Here is a 13,767-nt window from a genome sequence, read left to right as displayed (position 1 = left end):
TGGGACTGAGGCGAGAGACCGATGAGCGACGAATTCGACATCAACGACGTTCGGCGGCGGATGCAGGGCGCGGTGGCGTCCCTGAAGAACGACCTGTCCGGCCTGCGCACGGGCCGCGCCTCCGCGAGCCTCGTCGAGCCGATCACCGTCGAAGCCTACGGCGCGGCGATGCCGATGAACCAGGTCGCGACGATCTCCGTGCCCGAGCCGCGCCTGCTCTCGGTGCAGGTCTGGGACCGCGGCATGGTCGGCGCGGTGGAGAAGGCGATCCGCGAGTCCGATCTCGGTCTCAACCCGCAGACGGAAGGCCAGGTCATCCGGCTGCGCATCCCCGAGATGAACGAGCAGCGCCGCAAGGAGATGGTCAAGGTCGCGCACAAGTACGCGGAGGAGGCCCGCATCGCCGTCCGCCACGTGCGCCGCGACGGGCTCGACACCTTGAAGAAGCTGGAGAAGGACGGTCTCCTCTCGCAGGACGACGAGAAGCGCCACGCGACCGAGGTGCAGAAGGTGACCGACGAGCACGTCGCCGAGGTCGATTCGGTCGTCGCCGCCAAGGAGAAGGAGATCATGCAGGTCTAGAGCCGGCCCGCATGAGCCTCCCCGTCTCGAGGAACCCGCAACCCATGACCCACGGGCGCGACAGCGGCGCCGCCGCACGAGATCCAGCGCATGCCCGCTGACGCCGCACAGGCGGCGCTCGCCGCGCCCGCGCCCCGGGAGGCGGCGGACCCGCGTGCCGATGCGGCCGCGGTGCCGCGCCACGTCGCCATCATCATGGACGGCAACGGCCGCTGGGCGGCGAGGCGCGGCCTGCCGCGGGTCGAGGGGCATCGCCGCGGCGTCGAGGCGGTGCGCCGCGCCGTCGAGCTCGCGGGCGAGGCCGGCGTGCGCTACCTGACGCTCTACTCGTTCTCCGCCGAGAACTGGTCGCGCCCGGCCCAGGAGGTCTCGGACCTGATGGGCCTGCTCAAGCACTTCGTGCGCAAGGATCTCGCGACGCTCCACCGCAACGGCGTGCGGGTGCGGATCATCGGCGAGCGCGCGGGGCTGCCCGCCGACATCGTCGGCGTGCTGGAGGAGGCGGAGACGCTCACGCGCGGCAATGCGGGCCTCACCCTCGTCGTCGCCTTCAACTACGGCGGTCGCCAGGAGATCGCCCGCGCCGCGCGCGTTCTCGCCGAGGAGGTCGCCGCCGGGCGGCTCTCGCCGCGGGACATCACCGTGGAGCGGCTCTCCGCCGCGCTCGACACGCGCGACATCCCCGACCCGGACCTCGTGCTGCGCACCTCCGGCGAGCAGCGGATCTCGAACTTCCTGCCCTGGCAGAGCGCCTATTCCGAACTCGTCTTCCTGCCCGACCTGTGGCCCGACTTCGGGCGCGAAGCCTTCGCCAAGGCGCTCGCCGAGTACGCCTGCCGCGAGCGTCGCTTCGGCGGCCTCGGGCCGGGGACGCTCTGACATGCCCGCTCCCGGCCCGCGCGGCGAGGAGGGGGGCTTCCTGCGCTCGGAGACCGGGGTCAGGCTCCTTTCGGCGCTCGTGCTGGTGGCGCTGGCGCTGGGGACCGCGTGGCTCGGCGGCTATGCCACCGGCCTGTTCTGGCTCCTGGCCGCGACCGCGGCCGCCCGCGAATGGCTCGACGTGACGAAGCCCGAGCGCCGTGAGCCGATCTGGGCGGCGATGTTCATGGGCCTGATCGCGCTCGCGACATCGGTCATGATCGCGGCGCCGGAGGCGGCGCTGCTCTGGCTCGTGCTGTTCCCGGCGGGGATCCTCGTCTTCGGCGGGCGCTGGCGGGATCGCCTCTGGAGCCTCCTCGGCTTCGCGGTCGTCGTGATCCTCGCCACCGCACCGTCGATCGTTCGCGAGCATCCCGCGCTCGGCCTCACCGGTCTCCTCTGGATCTTCGCCGTCGTCTGGGGCACCGACGTCGCCGCCTACTTCACGGGACGCGCGCTCGGCGGGCCGAAGCTCGCGCCGCGGATCAGCCCGGGCAAGACCTGGTCGGGCTTCTTCGGCGGGCTCGTCGTCGGCACGCTGGCGGGGGCGCTCGTCGTGGCGGCCGGGGAGGCGCTGGGCTGGGAGCGGCCGCTCGGCTGGACGGCGATCGTCGTCCTCACCGCGGTCGCGTCCGTGATCGGCCAGGCGGGCGACCTCGCCGAATCGAAGCTCAAGCGCCACTTCAACGTGAAGGATTCGAGCAGGCTGATCCCCGGCCACGGCGGCGTGCTCGACCGGATAGACGCCTTCGTCGCGGTGTGCGCCTTCGTGCTGCTGAGCCTGGGGATCGCGACGCTCGCGGGCGGATCCGCGACGGGTTGATGACACGCGCCGCGCTTTGCCTCATAAGGTGTCCGCAACGCGGGGAGGGCCGATGCCGATCGACGACGAGGCGCCCGGAGAGGCGCCCAGAGAGGTGCCCGGAGAGGCATCCGGTGGCGCGCCGCGCCGCATCACCATCCTGGGCGCGACGGGCTCCGTCGGGCGCTCCACGGCGGACGTGGTGCGCACGCACGCCGATCGCTTCGCGGTCGAGGCCGTGGTCGGTGGCCGGGACGCGGGGGCGCTCGCCGATCTCGCGGTCGCGCTCGGAGCACGCTTCGCGGCGGTGGCGGACGAGGCTGCCGGGCCGGCGCTGAGGGAAGCGCTCGCGGGCACCGGCATCGCCTGCGGCGCCGGCGAGGCGGCGGTGATGGAGGCCGCGACCCGCGAGGCGGACGTCGTGCTCGCCGCCATCTCCGGCGCGGCCGGCCTCGCGCCGACGGTCGCGGCGATGCGCGAGGGCGTGACGATCGCGCTGGCCAACAAGGAATGCCTCGTCTCGGCCGGCGCCGCCTTCATGGCGCAGGCGCGCCGCCTCGGCGTGCGGCTCCGCGCCGTCGATTCCGAGCACAACGCGCTCGAGCAGGCGCTCGGCGCCGGGCGCCGGGAGGACGTCACGGCGCTGACGCTGACCGCGTCGGGCGGTCCCTTCCGCACCTGGGAGCGCGAGCGCCTCGCCCGCGCGACGGTCAAGGAGGCGCTCAAGCACCCGACCTGGTCGATGGGCGCCAAGATCACCATCGATTCGGCCAGCCTGATGAACAAGGGCCTCGAGCTGATCGAGGCGCACCACCTGTTCTCGATGCCCGCCGAGCGGCTCGAGGTGCTGGTCCATCCGCAGTCCATCGTGCACGGCCTCGTGCACTGGCGCGACGGCTCGATCACCGCCGGGCTCGCCGCGCCGGACATGCGCATCCCCATCGTCAACGCGCTCGCGGTCGACGGCGCGCGGCTCGATCTCGACGTGCCGCGGGTCGATTTCGCGGCGCTGGGCGGCTTCACCTTCGAGCGCGCCGACACCGATCGCTTTCGCTGCCTCGCTCTGGCGCAGGCGGCGATGGCGCAGGGCGGCGGCGCGCCGACCGTGCTGAACGCGGCGAACGAGATCGCGGTGGCCGCGTTCTGCGCCGGGCGCATCGGCTTCTTCGGCATCGCCGAGACGGTGGAGGCGGCGCTGGACGCGATGAGCGCGGCGCGCCTGCCGGCGCCCGCCAGCGTCGGGGAGGCGTTAACGCTGGATGCGGAAACCCGCGCGCGGACGCAGGAAATCTTGCAGGATCGGGCGACGCGCCCGATCTCTTGACGATACGGGTAGACGAGCGGCGGGGTCCCCGCCGGGCACGACGGGACGATGCCGCCGAGGCGCGGCCGGAGGGAGAGCGAGATGGAATTCCTGAGCGCGATCGGCGGCGGCGCCGTCGACATCCTCTTCGGCTACCTCGTGCCGTTCCTCTTCGTGCTCGCCGTCGTCGTGTTCGTGCACGAAATGGGGCACTTCCTCGTCGGTCGCTGGTGCGGCGTCGGCGTGCAGGCCTTCTCGATCGGCTTCGGGCCGGAGCTCGTGGGCTGGAACGACCGGCAGGGGACGCGTTGGAAGGTCTGCGCGATCCCGCTGGGCGGCTACGTCAAGTTCTTCGGCGACGCCGGTGCCGCCTCGACCCCCGACAACGCGGGTCTCTCGCAGATGAGCGAGTCGGACAGGGCGAAGAGCTTCCACCACAAGCCGGTGGCGCAGCGCGCGGCGATCGTCGCCGCGGGGCCGATCGCCAACTTCATCCTCGCCATCCTCGTCTTCGCCGGCGTGTTCTGGGCGAACGGCCGCACGGTGCTCGTGCCGCAGGTCGACGTGGTGCTCGAGAACAGCGCCGCGGAGCGCGCCGGCTTCCAGCCCGGCGACCTCATCGTGGAGATCGACGGGCGCTCGATCGTCAGCTTCAACGACATGCAGCGCATCGTCTCGTCCTCCGCCGAGGACCGGCTCTCGATCGTGGTGGAGCGCGACGGCCGGCTCGTGACGCTCGAGGCCACGCCGGAGCGGCGCGTCGCCGAGACCGCGTTCGGGGCCCAGCGCATCGGCATGCTCGGCATCCAGGCGGCGAATTCGCCCGACGCGATCCGCCACATCGACTACGGGCCGATCGAGGCGCTCGGGCTCGGGGCCTACGAGAGCTATTTCGTGGTCGAGCGCACGTTCGACTATCTCGGCCAGCTGATCACCGGGCGCGAGAGCGCCGACCAGCTGTCCGGCCCGATCCGCATCGCCAAGGTCTCGGGCGACGTGGCGGAGGCCGGCGGGATCGTCTCGCTGATCACGCTGATGGCGGTGCTCTCGGTCTCGATCGGGCTCATCAACCTCTTTCCCGTGCCGATGCTCGACGGCGGCCATCTGATGTTCTACGCGGTGGAGGCCGCGCGCGGCCGGCCGCTGAGCGAGAACGCCCAGGAGATCGGCTTCCGCATCGGCTTCGCGCTGGTCATCTTCCTGATGCTCTTCGCCACGTGGAACGATATCGTTCACCTTATCAACCCGTTGACCGCCGAAGGGACGTGACACGAACGCCACGCCGGGGCAAAATTCCGCTCGGGTGGACGACACGGCGGTTGCTTGGCCGCGCGACTCGGTTAGAAGCGGGATTTGACCAGAACGGTCGGGAGGCGTTCCAGAGCCTGCCGGTCCGGGTGGCAACCCGTGGCAATCAAGAACGAGACGGGCTCATACATGTCGATGACAGTGGAACGCCGGCGTAGAGCGGCGAAGCGGACGTCCGTCGCGATCGCGGCGCTCATGGCGACCTTCACCGTGAGCGAGGCGCTGGCGCAGCAGGTCGTCGTGCGCGGCAACAGCCGCGTCGCCGACGAGACCATCCGCGCCTACGTCACCGGCGTCAGCGCCGAGGAGGCGCGGCGCAACCTCGTCGCCACCGGCTTCTTCTCCGACGTGCGCGTGAGCCGTCAGGGCGGCCAGCTCGTCGTCACCGTCGTCGAGAACCAGATCATCAACCGGGTCGCCTTCGAGGGGAACCGACGCCTTCAGAGCGAGGCGCTGATCCCCGAGCTGCAGACCCGCGCCCGCCAGCCCTACAACCCCGCCACCGTCGCCGCCGACGTCTCCCGCCTGCAGGAGATCTACCGGCGCACCGGCCGCGGCCTCGCGACCGTGACGTCGCGCATCGTCGACCTGCCGGACGGGCGCATCGACGTCGTCTTCACAGTCGACGAGGGCAGCAAGACCGGCATCCGCGAGATCAACTTCACCGGCAACGAGGTCTTCTCCGACGGTCGCCTGCGCGACGTCATGACCTCGACGGAGTCGAACATCCTGTCGTTCCTCAAGACGACGGACGTCTACGACCCCGACCGCCTCGCCGCCGACCTCGAGCAGATCCGGCGCTACTATCTCCGCAAGGGCTACGCCGACTTCCGCGTCGTGGGCACGAACGTGCAGTTCGACCCGCAGCGCGAGGGCTACGTCATCGACATCGCCGTCGAGGAAGGCCAGCAGTACCGCGTCGGCACCGTGGCGATCGACTCGCGCATCCCCGACGTCACGACCGAGGAACTGCGCCGGCGCGTGCTCACCCGCGAGGGTCAGGTCTACGACGCCACCGCCGTCGAGCGCACGCTCGTCGACCTCACGACCGAGGTCGCGCGCCGCGGCTACGCCTTCGCGCAGGTGCGCCCGGCGGGCGAGCGCGACCCCGTGGCGGGCGTCGTCAACGTCACCTACATCGTCGAGGAGGGTCCGCGCGTCTACATCGAGCGGATCAACATCCGCGGCAACACCCGCACCCGCGACTACGTCATCCGCCGCGAACTCGATCTCGGCGAAGGCGACCCCTACAACAAGGTGCTGATCGACCGGGCCGAGCGGCGCCTCAACGCGCTCGGCTTCTTCGAGCGCGTCCGGATCTCGAACGAGCCGAGCCAGTCGCCCGACCGCGTGGTGCTCAACATCGACGTCGAGGACAAGCCGACCGGCTCGTTCTCCGTCGCCGGCGGCTACTCCACCTCGGACGGCTTCATCGGCGAGGTGTCGCTGTCGGAGGCGAACTTCCTCGGCCGCGGCCAGGCGGTGCGCATCGCCGGCTCCTGGGGCGAGCGCACGCAGGGCTTCGACTTCTCGTTCACCGAGCCGTACTTCCTCGGCTACCGCGTGGCCGCGGGCGTCGACCTGTTCTCGCGCTTCTCCGAGGCGTCCAACACCGGCCGCTACGACACGCGCACCACCGGCGGCACCCTGCGCTTCGGCGTGCCGATCACCGAGCAGTTCTCGGTCACGGCCCGCTACTCGCTCTACCAGCAGGACATCGACGTTCCGGCGGCGTTCCGCGACGGCAATGCCGCCAACGGCGAGGCGTCGCTTGCGATCAAGGAGGCCGCCGGCGAGACGATCACCTCGCTCGTGGGGCTGACGTTCACCTACAACTCGCTCGACAACCCGCGCAACCCGCGCGAGGGCATCTTCGCCGAGATCCGGCCCGAGATCGCCGGGCTCGGCGGCGACTCCGAGTTCTTCCGCGTCACCGCGGATGCGCGTTACTATCAAGAGCTGTTCGAGGACGTGGTCGGCATCGCGCGCGTCCAGGGTGGCCACATAGCGGCGCTCGGCTCCCAGGACCTGCGCATCCTCGATCACTTCTTCCTCGGCTCGTCGCTCGTGCGCGGCTTCAAGTCGTCGGGCATCGGCCCGCGCGACATCTCGACGGGCGACATCGCGAACGCGATCGGCGGGACGACCTACTTCGGCGGCTCGCTCGAGGTGCAGTTCCCGCTGCCGCTGCTGCCGCGCGACTTCGGCTTCCGCGGCGCGGTCTTCGCCGACGCCGGCACGCTCTACGACTACCAGGGCCGCACGGTCTTCTCCGGTGGGCAGACCATCCGCGTGCAGGAGAACGACGAGATCCGCTCGTCCATCGGCGCGAGCCTGCTGTGGGCCTCGCCGCTCGGACCGCTGCGGTTCGACTACGCCTACGTCCTCTCCAAGGCCGACGCGGACCAGACGCAGGCGTTCCGCTTCTCGGGCGGGACGAGCTTCTGACGCCGGCTCGCCGGCCGCTTCGGCGGGCCGGCGGGGACGACCCGAAATCGGGCGCGCGGGGGATGGAGCCCTCCGCGCGCCCGTTCGTTTCAGGGCATGCGCCGCGCCCTCGGCCGGCATGCGGCTCGACACCGCGGCTCGACACCGCGGCGCGCGCCGAGGCCCGCCGGCCCCACCCAGGAGAACGCCTTGCCGGAGCCCGTGTTCTTCCCGAAAGCCGGCGCGCTCACGCTGGGCGAGATCGCCGATCTCGCGGAGGCGGCGCTGCCCGCCGGTGCCGACCCGCAGGCCGAGATCGACGAGGCCGTGCCGCTCGAACGGGCCGGTCCGCGGAGCCTCGCCTACATGGACAACCCGTCCTACGCCGAGGCCCTCGCGGCGACGGCCGCGGGCGTGGTGCTCGTCTCCAAGCGCTTCGCCGAGCGGGTGCCCGCGGGCTCCCTCGGCCTCGTGTGCGCCGACCCCTACCGCGTCTTCGCCGCCGCGCTGGCGCGGCTCCACCCGAGCGCCGTGCGCCCGGGCTCGTGCTTCGGCGCGCAGGGCGTCTCGCACGGCGCTCTCGTGCATCCGACGGCACGCATCGAGCACGGCGCGACGATCGACCCCGGCGCCGTCGTCGGCCCGCACGTCGAGATCGGCAAGGGCACGGTCGTGTGCGCGGGTGCCGTGGTGGGCCCGCATTGCCGGATCGGGCGCGACAGCGCCGTCTCGGCCGGCGTGACGCTCGCCCACGCGCTCGTCGGCAACCGGGTGATCCTGCATCCCGGCGTCCGCATCGGCCAGGACGGCTTCGGCTTCGCGATGGGTCCGCGCGGGCACGTCAAGGTCCCGCAGATCGGGAGGGTGATCGTCCAGGACGACGTCGAGATCGGCGCCAACACCACGATCGATCGCGGCTCGGGCCGCGACACCGTGATCGGCGAGGGCACCAAGATCGACAACCTCGTCCAGATCGGCCACAACGTCGTCATCGGCCGGCACTGCGTGATCGTGTCCCAGGTCGGCATCTCCGGCTCGGCCACCCTCGGGGATTTCGTCGTGCTCGGCGGCCAGGTCGGCGTGATCGGCCACGTCACGATCGGCGACGGTGCCCAGATCGCGGCGACGTCGAACGTCAACGGCGACGTACCGGCCGGCGCGCGCTGGGGCGGCACCCCCGCCAAGCCGGTGCGCGAGTGGTTCCGCGAGATCAACGCCGTCAAGACGCTTGCATCCCGGCGCAGTTTCGCGAAAGACGACGGCGCCTGACGGGCGCGACGAGCGAGAAGGAAGGGAGGCGTGAGCATGAGCGAGACGACCGGCGAGGGTGGGCCGACGAGCCTTGAGGCCGTCGACATCGTCGAGATCCTGGAGCTCCTGCCCCACCGCTACCCGTTCCTGCTCGTCGACCGCATCCGCGACATCGACGGGGACCGGTCCTGCGTCGGCATCAAGAACGTGACCTTCAACGAGCCGCAGTTCACGGGCCACTTCCCCACGCGGCCGATCTTCCCGGGCGTGATGATCTGCGAGGGCATGGCGCAGACGGCCGGCGCCATCTGCGTGCTCTCCCAGCGCGGCGCGAAGAAGAAGCCCGAGCAGGTGTTCTTCATGACCATGGACAAGGTCAAGTTCCGCAAGCCCGTGCAGCCGGGCGACGTGCTCGAGTACCGCATGACGAAGCTCAACCAGCGCCGGGCGATGTGGTGGTACCGCGGCGAGGCCTATGTCGACGGCACGCTCGTCGCCGAGGCGGAGCTGTCGGCGATGCTGGTGCTCTCTTGAGCGCGACGATCCACCCGACCGCGATCGTCGAGGACGGCGCCACGCTCGCCGCGGGCGTCTCGATCGGCCCGTTCTGCCGCGTCGGCGCCGACGTCCGGCTCGGCGAGGGCGTCGTGCTCGAGAGCCACGTCGTGGTGGAGGGGCACACCACGATCGGCGCGCGCACGCGCGTCCATCCCTTCGCCTGCCTCGGCGGCCCGCCGCAGGACTACAAGTACGACGGCAGCCCGACGCGGCTCGTCGTGGGGTCCGACTGCACCATCCGCGAGGCGGTGACGATGCATCGCGGCACGCCGCAGGGCGGCGGGGAGACGCGGGTGGGGGATCGCTGCTTCATCCTGGCCTACGCCCACGTCGCCCACGACAACCGCATCGGTCACGACGTCGTCCTCACCAACACCGCGATGCTCGGCGGGCACGTGACGATCGGCGACTACGCCATCGTCGGAGGCGGTGCCGGCATCCACCAGTTCGTGCGCATCGGCGCCTACGCCTTCGTCGGCGGGCTCGCGGCGGTGGAGCACGACGTGATCCCCTACGGGATGGCGATCGGCAACCGCGCGGATCTCGCCGGGCTCAACCTCGTCGGCCTCAAGCGGCGCGGCGTACCGCGCGAGGCGATTCACGCGTTGCGCCGGGCCTATCGCGCGCTGTTCGAGGGCGCCGGCACGCTCGCCGAGCGGGCGGACGCGGTCGAGGCGCAGTACGGCGAGATCGCACAGGTGCGCGAGATCCTCGACTTCGTGCGCAGCGCCGGCCGGCGCTCGATCATGACCCCGGGCGCGGGCGCCTGACCATGGACGGGGAGGGGCCGGTCGTCGTCGTCGCCGGCGCGGGTGCGCTGCCGGGCCTGCTGATCCGCGCGCTGGATGCGGCGGCGCGCGAGCGCCGGGTGATCGCGTTGAAGGGTTTCGCCGACGCGTCGCTCCGGCGCACGGCGGACTGCACCATGAGCCTCCTCGACGTCACCGGCATCCTCGCCCGGCTCGCCACCTGGCGTCCCGCCGCGGTGACGCTGGCCGGCGGCGTCGCGCGCCCGTCGCCCGCGGCGCTCGCGAGCGGGGTCGCCGCCTGGCGCAACCGCCGCGAGATCGCCGAGCTGTTCGCGCGTGGCGACGACCACCTCCTGCGCGGGGTCGTCGCGCTGCTCGAGGAGGAGGGCCATCGCGTCGTCGGCGCCCACGAGATCGCGCCCGATCTCCTCGCGCCGGCGGGCGTGCTCGGCGCCGTCGCGCCCGACGCCGAGGCGCGGCGCGCCATCGAGACCGGCTTCGCCTGCCTCGCGGCGCTCTCGCCCTTCGACGTCGGCCAGGCCTGCGTCGCGGTGGCGGCGCGGGTCGTGGCGATCGAGGGCGCGGAGGGGACCGACCGCATGCTCGCCCGCGTCGGCGGCGGCGTTGCGGGTCGGCTCGCGGGCCTCGTCCGACCTCTGCGGCACGCGAAGCCCACCGGCGGCATCCTCGTCAAGTCCGCCAAGGCCGGGCAGGACCACCGTGTCGACCTCGCCGCGAGCGGCCCGCGCACTGTCCGCAACGCAGCCCGCGCGGGGCTCGCCGGCATCGCGCTCGGCGCCGGCGCGACGCTGACGATCGAGCGCGACGCCATGATCGCGGAGGCGGACCGGGCGGGGCTGTTCCTGGTCGGCGTCGACCCGGCCCGACCGGGGGAGGTGCCGGCATGACCGACGCGCCGCTGTTCTACCTCGTCGCCGGCGAGGAATCGGGGGACGCGCTCGGCGCCGGCCTGATGCGCGCCCTGCGCGCCCGCGTCCCCGGCGCGCGTTTCGTGGGTGTCGGCGGCGCGCGCATGGCCGAGGAGGGGCTCGACAGCCTGTTTCCCATGGCGGAGATGTCGGTCATGGGCATCCTGCCGGTGATCGCCCGGCTGCCCTCGCTGCTGCGCCGCATCGACCAGACGGCGAAGGCCGTCGTCGCCGCCGAGCCCGACGTCCTCGTCCTGATCGACAGCCCGGACTTCACGCATCGCGTGGCGCGCCGTGCCCGCAAGCGGCTGCCGGACCTCACCGTGATCAATTACGTCTCGCCGACCGTCTGGGCCTGGCGGCCGGGGCGGGCGAAGGCGATGCGGGCCTACGTCGACCACGTCATGGCGCTCAAGCCCTTCGAGCCCGCCGCGCACGCGCGCCTGGGCGGCCCGCCCTGCACCTATGTCGGCCATCCGCTGATCGAACACACCCACGCGCTTCGCCCGGCACCGGGCGAGCGCCGGCCCGTCGGGGAGGGGCCGCTCGAGCTGCTCTTGCTCCCAGGCAGCCGCCGCTCCGAGGTCTCGCGCCTGCTGGCGCCCTTCGGCGACGCCATCGCCCGCATCGAGGCGACGCTCGGGCGCGACGTGTCCCTCACGCTGCCGGCGGTCGATCACGTGCTGCCGCTGATCGAGGCGGGCGTGCGCGACTGGCCGCGCGCGCCCACGATCGTGCGCGGCGAGGAGGCCAAGCGCGCCGCCTTCCGCCGGGCGAACGCGGCGCTCGCCGCCTCGGGCACGGTGACGCTCGAACTCGCGCTCTCCGGCGTGCCGATGGTGGTCGCCTACAAGGTCTCGAAGCTCGAGGAGCAGCTCAAGTGGCTGCTCACGATCGACACGATCGTGCTCGCCAACCTCGTCCTCGGCGAGAAGGCGTTCCCGGAGCTCATCCAGGACCAGTGCCGCGGCGAGACCCTCGCCGCCGCCCTCGCGCCCCTGTGCGCCGAGGGCCCCGCGCGCCGCGCCCAGCTCGACGCCATGTCCCGGATCGACGCCGCCATGGACCTCGGCGGCGAGACGCCGAGCGAGGCGGCGGCGCGGGTGGTGCTGGAGACGATGGGACGGTGAGCGGGAACGCTCGCCGTCTGGCGGGCATGCTGTCGTCATGGTAGCAGTAGGCCGTGCATGCACTATCCTACGCGAAAAAATTCTACGATGCCGACGGTCCGCTTCATCCTCGATCCGAATCGTCTCCCGGAAGTGTCGGACGAGACGGCCGCGCGGTGGGATGCCCTCGCCGACGAGGACATCGACTTCTCGGATGCGCCGGAGCTCGACCCCGCATTCTGGCGCGAGGTCGAGCCGCACACGCCGGGTCCGAAGCCGACCGTGACGATGAGGGTCGACCCGGAGGTCGTCGCGCATTTCAAGAAGGAGGACCCGAAGGGATACACGCGGCGCATGGCCGAGGTGCTGGGCTCCTATGTCCGTGCCAAGGCGAAGCGCTGAGCGGCACCTTCGCGGGCGTGCCCGTTGACGTGCGTCCCGGCGCATGGCGCTATGCGACCTTCCGCAACGTCTACGCCCGCGACCCCCGCCCATGACCGTCCGCGACCGCCTGGAGACCATCCTCTCGCGCCTCGACGCCCGAGCCGGCGACGAGCGCGTCTACACCCGCCTCTACCCGGATGCGGCCCTTGCGGCCGCGGACGCCGCCGACGCGCGTCGCCGCGTCGGGGTCTCGCTCGGGCCGCTCGACGGCGCGATCGTCTCGATCAAGGACCTGTTCGACGTCGCCGGCGAGCCGACGACGGCGGGCTCGGCCATCCTGCGCGACGCGGAGCCGGCGCGGGAGGACGCGCCGGTCGTCGCACGGCTGCGCCGGGCCGGCGCGGTGATCCTGGGCAAGACGAACATGTCCGAGTTCGCCTTCTCGGGCATCGGCATGAACCCGCATTTCGGCACGCCGGGCAACGCCGCCGATCCCGCGCGCGTGCCCGGCGGCTCGTCCTCGGGCGCCGGCGTGAGCGTGGCCGAGGGCACCTGTGACATCGCCATCGGCACCGATACCGGCGGCTCGGTGCGCATCCCCGCTTCCCTCAACGGCGTCGTCGGCCTCAAGCCGACGAGCGGGCGTGTGCCGACGGCCGGCGCCTACCCGCTCTCGCGCACGCTGGATTCGATCGGCCCCCTCGCGCGGACGGTGGCGGAGTGCGCCGCCGCCGACGCGGTGATGGCCGGCGCGGAGCCGCAGGCGCTCGCGCCGATGCCGGTGGCGGGCCTGCGCATCGGCGTGCCGCGCGGACTCCTGTTCGGTCAAGTCGAGGACGTCGTCGCCAGCGGTTTCGAGGCGACGCTCGCGCGGCTCTCGGCGGCCGGCGCGCGGATCGTCGAGCACGGCATCGACGACCTGCTCGACGCCATGGCCGAGGCCGCGACGCGGGCCGGCGCGCCGCTCGTGGCGATCGAGGCCGCGGCCGTGCATGCGCGGATGCACGAGACCCACGCCTCCGGCTACGACCGCAACGTCCTCGCCCGCATCCGCCTCGGCGCCGGCGTGAGCGCAGCGGCGTACCAGGCCTGTCTCGCGACCCGCCGCGCGCTGATCGCCGCCATGGACCGGCGGCTCGTGCCCCTCGACGTTTTGGCGCTGCCGACGACGGCGACGACGGCGCCGGAGATCGCGGCGCTCGCGGCCGACGACGACGCTTTCCGGCAGGCGAACCTGCTGATCCTGCGCAACACCACCTTCGGCAACCTGTTCGACCTCTGCGGCGTCAGCCTGCCGATACCGGGGATGCCGCGCCCCGCGGGGCTGATGCTGCTCGCCCGCGGCGGGCGCGACCGCACGCTGCTCGAGGTCGCGGCGGGCATCGAGCCGCTTCTCGCCTGTTGACGACGGCCGCGGTGCGGCCACGCCCCGCTTCCCTCGCGCGCC

General features: G+C 72.3%; 14 protein-coding genes. 13 read left to right on the top strand and 1 reads right to left on the bottom strand.

Annotation, left to right across the window (positions count from 1 at the left end; genetic code table 11):
* Nucleotides 1-21 precede the first annotated feature (21 nt).
* The 5 genes from frr to rseP all read left to right on the top strand — a co-directional run bounded on the left by frr (nucleotide 22) and on the right by rseP (nucleotide 4,874).
* The gene (frr, locus tag AB9M23_RS09425; RefSeq protein ID WP_372424278.1) at nucleotides 22-582 is read left to right on the top strand and encodes a ribosome recycling factor; all 561 of its coding nucleotides are present in this window, start codon (nucleotides 22-24) and stop codon (nucleotides 580-582) included.
* A gap of 90 nt (nucleotides 583-672) precedes the next feature.
* The gene (locus AB9M23_RS09420) at nucleotides 673-1,461 is read left to right on the top strand and encodes an isoprenyl transferase (protein ID WP_372424277.1); all 789 of its coding nucleotides are present in this window, start codon (nucleotides 673-675) and stop codon (nucleotides 1,459-1,461) included.
* A gap of 1 nt (nucleotide 1,462) precedes the next feature.
* A complete protein-coding gene (locus AB9M23_RS09415; protein WP_372424276.1) occupies nucleotides 1,463-2,323 on the top strand; it encodes a phosphatidate cytidylyltransferase in 861 nt (286 codons plus the stop codon).
* Between the two features lie 52 nt (nucleotides 2,324-2,375).
* A complete protein-coding gene (dxr, locus tag AB9M23_RS09410) occupies nucleotides 2,376-3,626 on the top strand; it encodes a 1-deoxy-D-xylulose-5-phosphate reductoisomerase (protein WP_372424275.1) in 1,251 nt (416 codons plus the stop codon).
* A gap of 81 nt (nucleotides 3,627-3,707) precedes the next feature.
* Nucleotides 3,708-4,874 carry an RIP metalloprotease RseP gene (gene rseP / locus AB9M23_RS09405; RefSeq protein ID WP_372424274.1) on the top strand — a complete coding sequence of 389 codons (1,167 nt, stop codon included), beginning with the start codon at nucleotides 3,708-3,710 and terminating at the stop codon, nucleotides 4,872-4,874.
* A 71-nt stretch (nucleotides 4,875-4,945) separates the two neighbouring features.
* On the opposite strand, the gene AB9M23_RS09400 is transcribed toward rseP, so the two are convergent.
* The gene (locus tag AB9M23_RS09400) at nucleotides 4,946-5,110 is read right to left on the bottom strand and encodes a hypothetical protein (RefSeq protein WP_372424498.1); all 165 of its coding nucleotides are present in this window, start codon (nucleotides 5,108-5,110) and stop codon (nucleotides 4,946-4,948) included.
* On the opposite strand from AB9M23_RS09400, the gene bamA reads away from it, so the two are divergent.
* The 8 genes from bamA (at nucleotide 5,043) to AB9M23_RS09360 (ending at nucleotide 13,725) form a co-directional block, all read left to right on the top strand.
* Complete coding sequence (gene bamA / locus AB9M23_RS09395) at nucleotides 5,043-7,361, top strand: outer membrane protein assembly factor BamA (protein ID WP_372424273.1); 2,319 nt, start codon at nucleotides 5,043-5,045, stop codon at nucleotides 7,359-7,361. The genes AB9M23_RS09400 and bamA overlap by 68 nt on opposite strands.
* A 189-nt stretch (nucleotides 7,362-7,550) precedes the next feature.
* Entirely contained in the window at nucleotides 7,551-8,609 is a 1,059-nt protein-coding gene (lpxD, locus tag AB9M23_RS09390) for a UDP-3-O-(3-hydroxymyristoyl)glucosamine N-acyltransferase (protein WP_372424272.1), read from the top strand.
* A 36-nt stretch (nucleotides 8,610-8,645) separates the two neighbouring features.
* Nucleotides 8,646-9,125 carry a 3-hydroxyacyl-ACP dehydratase FabZ gene (gene fabZ / locus AB9M23_RS09385; RefSeq protein ID WP_372424270.1) on the top strand — a complete coding sequence of 160 codons (480 nt, stop codon included), beginning with the start codon at nucleotides 8,646-8,648 and terminating at the stop codon, nucleotides 9,123-9,125.
* The gene (gene lpxA, locus AB9M23_RS09380; RefSeq protein WP_372424269.1) at nucleotides 9,122-9,919 is read left to right on the top strand and encodes an acyl-ACP--UDP-N-acetylglucosamine O-acyltransferase; all 798 of its coding nucleotides are present in this window, start codon (nucleotides 9,122-9,124) and stop codon (nucleotides 9,917-9,919) included. Before fabZ ends, lpxA begins: the two co-directional genes overlap by 4 nt.
* A gap of 2 nt (nucleotides 9,920-9,921) precedes the next feature.
* A complete protein-coding gene (locus AB9M23_RS09375) occupies nucleotides 9,922-10,806 on the top strand; it encodes an LpxI family protein (protein WP_372424268.1) in 885 nt (294 codons plus the stop codon).
* Complete coding sequence (lpxB, locus tag AB9M23_RS09370) at nucleotides 10,803-11,957, top strand: lipid-A-disaccharide synthase (protein WP_372424267.1); 1,155 nt, start codon at nucleotides 10,803-10,805, stop codon at nucleotides 11,955-11,957. Before AB9M23_RS09375 ends, lpxB begins: the two co-directional genes overlap by 4 nt.
* Nucleotides 11,958-12,044: 87 nt before the next feature.
* Nucleotides 12,045-12,338 (top strand): BrnA antitoxin family protein, encoded by a 294-nt coding sequence (locus AB9M23_RS09365; protein WP_372424266.1) that lies wholly within the window; start codon nucleotides 12,045-12,047, stop codon nucleotides 12,336-12,338.
* A gap of 91 nt (nucleotides 12,339-12,429) precedes the next feature.
* Nucleotides 12,430-13,725 (top strand): amidase, encoded by a 1,296-nt coding sequence (locus AB9M23_RS09360; RefSeq protein WP_372424265.1) that lies wholly within the window; start codon nucleotides 12,430-12,432, stop codon nucleotides 13,723-13,725.
* Nucleotides 13,726-13,767: the final 42 nt, after the last annotated feature.

It is taken from the genome of Salinarimonas chemoclinalis (assembly GCF_041514305.1).
Taxonomy (GTDB): domain Bacteria; phylum Pseudomonadota; class Alphaproteobacteria; order Rhizobiales; family Beijerinckiaceae; genus Salinarimonas; species Salinarimonas chemoclinalis.
The sequence above is the reverse complement of the archived record's forward strand: the minus strand, read 5'-3'. Positions and strand labels throughout refer to the sequence as shown.